Consider the following 5,015-nt stretch of genomic DNA (forward strand, 5'->3'; position numbering starts at 1 on the left):
CGCACGCCGCCGATGATGACCGGAGCGCCCAGGGCCATCTCGACACGGCGGATGAGCTGGCCTTCGCTCATGCCCACCGCCCGGGCCGCATCCACCACGGTGCGGTTGGCCGATTCGACCCCGCGTAGGCGCCCGCCCAAGAGTGAAGGAATCGCCAGGATGATCAGCGCGATGACCGGAGCCTTCAAACCAATCCCGAGCCACAACCCCAATAGGGTGAGCAGCCCCAGCGTGGGTACGGCACGTGCCGCTCCGAGAACGCCCACAACCAGGGTCCGGCCGCGGCCGGTGTGTCCCACGGCAATCCCGACGGGCAAGGCAATGACGGCGGCGACCACAACCACCAGCAGCGTGATGAAAACGTGTTCACCCAGCCGGGTGCCGATGCCATTCGCCCCCGACCAGTGGGCGGGCTCAGCGAGCCACTGCAGTGCATCCAAGAACAAGCTCATGCGCTCACCTCACGGGTGGTGTCCTGGGCCTTGATTGCCACGTGCTGGGAAGCCCAGGGGGTGGCGATGCGACCCAGCAGGAGCACCAGGCCGTCAAGCACCAAGGCCAGGATGACGGTGGCGATAATCCCGGTCAGCACCGAGGCGGTGATTCCACGCTGGAAACCGTCCGTGAACAAGGTGCCCAGCTCGCGATGCCGACCAGTGCCCCAATCGTCACCAGCCCCACCGTGGAAACCACCACCACCCGCACTCCGGAAATCAGCACTGGGATAGCCAGCGGCAATTCCACCTTCCAGAACGTCTGACGCGGGGAATGGCCGATCGCCATCGCGGCCTGACGCACCTCAGCAGGCACGGCGTTAAACGCATCAGCGGCGGTACGCACCATCAATGCGATGCCGTACAGCGTCAACGCCACGATAATCGTCGCCGGGGACCGCAATGAGAACCCGAAGAGTGCTGATGATGATCAGCAGTGGAAGGGCCGGGATCGCGTAAAGCAGGGTCGCGGCCGAGAGCAACGCTCCGCCCACCCGCGGATGACGGTACGCCAGTCGCCCGAGCGGCACCGCGATCAGCACACTGAGCACGATGGCAGGCACGCTCAGTGCCAGGTGGCGTGCGGTGAGCTCAAAGATCCAAGGCCAAGAATGGCTCAGCCAGTTCACGAAGGCAGCACCCCTACCGCCCGGCCCCGGTCATCGACCGCCAGCCGAGTTCCGTTCACCAGCTTTTCGCTCAGTTGGCGGCTGCCGCGGTGTGCCCCGGTGAATTCGCGGACAAAGTCATCGGCCGGATCACTGAGGATTTCGGTGGGTGAACCCGCCTGGGCGATCTGGCACCCTCACGCAGGATCACCACCTCGTCGGCCAACCGGAATGCCTCGTCGATATCATGGGTGACCAGCACGATGGTCTTGCCCAGCTGCTGCTGCAGGTGGGCCAGCTCGTCCTGCAGTTCACGGCGCACAATCGGGTCAACCGCGCCGAACGGCTCATCCATCAGCAGGATGTTCGGATCCGAGGCCAAGGCCCGGGCCACTCCCACGCGCTGCTGCTGCCCGCCCGAGAGCTGCCCCGGATAGCGTTGGGCCATCTTCTGGTCCAAGCCGACCCGGGAAAGCAGCTCTTCAGCTTCGCCCAACGCCTGACGGCGGGCAGTCCCGTTGAGCATGGGTACGGTGGCGATGTTCTCCAGCACGGTCCGGTGCGGCAACAGACCCCCGGCCTGCAGGACGTAGCCGATTGAGCGGCGCAGGCGCACTGGATCGGCGTCGGCCACGTTCTCGTCATCGATCAGCACACTGCCGGAGGTCGGCTCGACCATCCGGTTCACCATCCGCAGCAAAGTGGTCTTGCCGCAGCCGGAGGAGCCAACCAGGGCGATCACCTTATGGGAGGGGATCGTGTAGCTGAAATCGCGCACGGCAATGGTGCCGCCCGGGTACTGCATCTGTACTGCACGAAATTCGATCATGCTTCCCCTTCTCCCTGCTGTAGGCACACAGTCCACGCCCACCTGTGTTCACCCTACCGAGGCGAAGGAACCCAATTCCAGTCGATGCGTAGTCAAACAGGAAATTCCGAGCGAGCGGCGTGAGCGGCGTCTATCCGGTAGGTATCGAAGCTGACAGGAAACCGATTTGGTAACTATCAAGTGACAGGAGTAGTCTCGATTAGGTCAGGGGCTATAGCTCAGTTGGTAGAGCGTTTCGTTCGCAATGAAAAGGTCAGGGGTTCGATTCCCCTTAGCTCCACTGCTAAGGAAACCCGCTCTCACAAGGTCATCAATGACTGGTGAGGGTGGGTTTCCTTGTTTCTGCCGCCAGTTTCCGGTTCGCCTACGGGGTTCGACCCGTAGGCGAACCGGAAACTACCAGGTCTCCCCCCGGCAAATACTTAGCAGTACCTCGTCCACGGAACTAACCGGCACTGATCCGCAGCATCCTTGGATCGCTCCCACGTGAAGTCGTCCCCGAACACGCCACAAACTGGGCCCTCGCTCCTCAAGCAGGGTAAGTCGTGGCAGCCGCTTCCCAGCGAATGAGGCGCCAGACTGCTTTGAGACAAACACGGCGACCAGGAACACGCTGGGCAATGGACAACCACGCAAGAAGGGATGACCCCTCCAGATCGGCCAGTGCCTACGCTGCAACGACAACGACGTGAGAACCTAAAAGGCGTTCATGCTACCGCAGAGCCGCGCAGGGGCGCTAGGGTGGGGAGCGTGAAGCCGGCGACGCCGTTCCTTGTTTCAGGCGCAGTAACAGGGGTAATCATGGTCACCCTCGCGTTCTTCATCGAGGATGCCGCACAGTCGAATGGCACCTTGTTTGCGGGACTGATCGCAGCGGCGACCATTGCTGTGATGCCCATCTACGACATCAATTCATGGCCGCTCGCGAAACGATCGCTCGTGCATTTCCTTGCGGTGCTCGCGACCGTATTGCCGTTGCTTCTCTTCAGCGGATGGTTCCGCGTACCGCTAGCTATCGGCGTGTTCCTGCTATTTGGCATCAACGGATGGACAATCGGATATCTTGTTAACCGGATCCAGGAACAGAAGCGGTCCTAAAACTCGAACAGCCGACAGTGCACGGAACGAAGATTCGACGTGACGTGCTGAATGGTTCAATCCAAGAAAACTGCCAGGGACTAACAAAACCCCCGGCTTGACGCGCGAATGAGCGGCTTTCGTCGTTTAGCCGAAACCCCGTCATTGCCAGAGCCTCAGGCAACGCAATGCACAGCTACCCGCTTCTCTCAGCATGAGCCCGACCTAGACCCGTGGAGATCGCTTCCTGCGAGGTACTGGGTCAGAGTGCGTTGAGAACGTAAACTACTTAGCTACCGCTTCTGCTATTCCTAGCGATATACCCGGGCACAAAAAGAAGATGACGCCGGAAACCCGACGCCATCTCTTATTCGGTGGAGGTAAGGGGATTCGAACCCCTGACCTTCTGCATGCCATGCAGACGCGCTACCAACTGCGCCATACCCCCGAAAGGTTTGCCGCCCTCATAAGGCAACTCAATAATCATAAGTGAGTTGCCGACTCAGACGCAAATCCAAACCTAGCTTTGTTCCTGAGCGACCTCTGCCGGCAGGTCGATGACCGGGCAGTCGGCCCAGAGACGTTCCAGCGCGTAGAACACCCGGTCTTCCTGGTGCTGCACGTGCACCACGACGTCACCGTAGTCCAGCAGGACCCAACGGCCCATGCCGAAGCCTTCACGACGCACCGGGCGCAGGTCAAACTTTTCCAGCAGCTTCGCCTGGATCTCGTCCACAATGGCATTGACCTGTGGCTCGGAAGACCCCGAGACGATCAGGAAGGCGTCGGTCACGCCCAGGCGGTCGGCAACATCCAATGCGACCTGGTTTTCGGCCTTCTTCTCGCTGGCGGCCAGTGCGGCAGCGTGAACAAGTGCGATGGAATCAGCGTGTGCGCCCATATAGTGGAGTGTCTCCTTGACGATGAATTAAGTCAGCTCAATTATAGTTGACGGACACAGCTTAGTTGTTGAGCATCATGATGATGCCGACAACCAATGCGATCCCGCCCACGGCCAGGGCCGCAATCATGGCCAGGAACATGTTGTTGGCGCGGCGCACACCAGCTGTCTGGGCGTCCAGGGGTTGCAGCCCCTGGGCGCTGACGGCTTCGACACGCGGCATCTGCACCGGGTCGCCCGAAGTAGCCTGGGCCGAGGTGGTCTGCTCTTCTTCCTTGGGCTTCGGCTTGGCCGCTGGCGTGGCCTTCTTCACTCCCGACTTCTGTGCCGCAGGCTTGGCCGCTTCCTTCGCCGGGGTCTTGCCGGCCGGCTTGGCTTCAGGTTTCTTGCCGGACTCGGCCGCCGGCTTTTTGGCCGGGGCGATCTTGCCGGTGGAATCCAGGTCCAGGGACACGCTCTCGGTCTTCGGGCTGGGCACCCCGGAACGTGAGACCTTGTCCTCAAGTTCACTGATGTTGCCCATCGCTCCGGTGAAGGGATCTGATGCGGGAGCTTCCTGGCCGGCTTTGGCGTTCTGCTGACGCAGGCGTTCGCGTTCGGCCGCACGGCGGGAGATGATGGCGGCGCGGGCCGCCATCTCGCGCTGGTGGGCGAGAACTTCCAGATCGATGTCGTTGTCGTCATCACGCAGCAGGTTCGGGTCCACTGGCGGCGCGGGGGCGCTTTCACGGCGGGCCGCCAGGGCCTCCTCCACGCTCATGACGGTGGTTTCCGGGGAGTCCTCGTCCTTGGACGGCGTGGAATTCTTGGGCTTGACCGGTACCGGCTTGGCTGCCCCGGCGTTCTCCGCCTTCTGCTGTTCGGCCAGGGCCTGCAGACGCAGCTGGCGGCGGGTCAGCGGCTTCGGGTCATCCCCGGGCTCAACGGCGGGAATGTGGTTGGTCAGCTGGGAGACTTCCTCCTGCAGCCGACGGCGCTCACGCAGCGCTTCACGGTCCCTGGCACGCCGCAGGGACGCGCGCTCCCCCGGCGTGTCACCAGATTCGCTTTCACTCGACTGGGCGGCAGGCTTGGAGTCCCCGGCCTTGGCGTCAGCGGGCTTCCCG

Annotated in this window: 7 protein-coding genes, 2 tRNA genes and 1 pseudogene; 2 read left to right on the forward strand and 8 right to left on the reverse strand. The window is 62.2% G+C overall.

Annotated features, from left to right (window positions below):
- The 5 genes and pseudogenes from JCM19049_RS08005 to JCM19049_RS08015 all read right to left on the reverse strand — a co-directional run.
- Positions 1-452, reverse strand: a 452-nt coding sequence (locus JCM19049_RS08005; protein WP_054821322.1) for an ABC transporter permease subunit, incomplete at its 3' end; no start/stop codon positions are given.
- Positions 449-631, reverse strand: a complete 183-nt coding sequence (locus JCM19049_RS19470) for a hypothetical protein (protein ID WP_279402746.1) — start codon at positions 629-631, stop codon at positions 449-451. The genes JCM19049_RS08005 and JCM19049_RS19470, both read right to left, overlap by 4 nt.
- Entirely contained in the window at positions 586-843 is a 258-nt protein-coding gene (locus JCM19049_RS19475) for an ABC transporter permease subunit (RefSeq protein ID WP_279402743.1), read from the reverse strand. Before JCM19049_RS19475 ends, JCM19049_RS19470 begins: the two co-directional genes overlap by 46 nt.
- On the reverse strand, positions 824-1,057 hold the full coding sequence (locus JCM19049_RS19480) for a hypothetical protein (protein ID WP_279402744.1): 234 nt from the start codon (positions 1,055-1,057) through the stop codon (positions 824-826). The genes JCM19049_RS19475 and JCM19049_RS19480 overlap by 20 nt, the downstream gene beginning before the upstream one ends.
- Before the next feature lie 62 nt (positions 1,058-1,119).
- Positions 1,120-1,931, reverse strand: a pseudogene (locus JCM19049_RS08015) (ABC transporter ATP-binding protein).
- 207 nt (positions 1,932-2,138) lie between these two features.
- On the opposite strand from JCM19049_RS08015, the gene JCM19049_RS08020 reads away from it, so the two are divergent.
- Together JCM19049_RS08020 and JCM19049_RS08025 are read left to right on the forward strand one after the other, a co-directional pair.
- Positions 2,139-2,211, forward strand: a tRNA-Ala gene (locus tag JCM19049_RS08020).
- 470 nt (positions 2,212-2,681) lie between these two features.
- Entirely contained in the window at positions 2,682-3,029 is a 348-nt protein-coding gene (locus tag JCM19049_RS08025) for a DUF3021 family protein (protein WP_279402745.1), read from the forward strand.
- Between the two features lie 354 nt (positions 3,030-3,383).
- Here JCM19049_RS08025 and JCM19049_RS08030 read toward each other — a convergent pair.
- The 3 genes from JCM19049_RS08030 to JCM19049_RS08040 all read right to left on the reverse strand — a co-directional run.
- A tRNA-Ala gene (locus tag JCM19049_RS08030) sits at positions 3,384-3,456 on the reverse strand.
- 72 nt (positions 3,457-3,528) lie between these two features.
- Complete coding sequence (gene rsfS, locus JCM19049_RS08035; protein ID WP_054821324.1) at positions 3,529-3,909, reverse strand: ribosome silencing factor; 381 nt, start codon at positions 3,907-3,909, stop codon at positions 3,529-3,531.
- 61 nt (positions 3,910-3,970) lie between these two features.
- On the reverse strand, positions 3,971-5,015 hold a 1,045-nt coding region (locus JCM19049_RS08040; protein ID WP_054821325.1), incomplete at its 5' end, for a hypothetical protein.

It is taken from the genome of Arthrobacter sp. JCM 19049 (assembly GCF_001310435.1).

What these genes read in the sequence shown, in the direction of transcription:
- rsfS (WP_054821324.1), bottom strand. Translation starts at nt 3,909, where the DNA reads ATGGGCGCACACGCTGATTCCATCGCACTTGTTCACGCTGCCGCACTG.
- JCM19049_RS19475 (WP_279402743.1), bottom strand. Translation starts at nt 843, where the DNA reads ATGGTGCGTACCGCCGCTGATGCGTTTAACGCCGTGCCTGCTGAGGTG.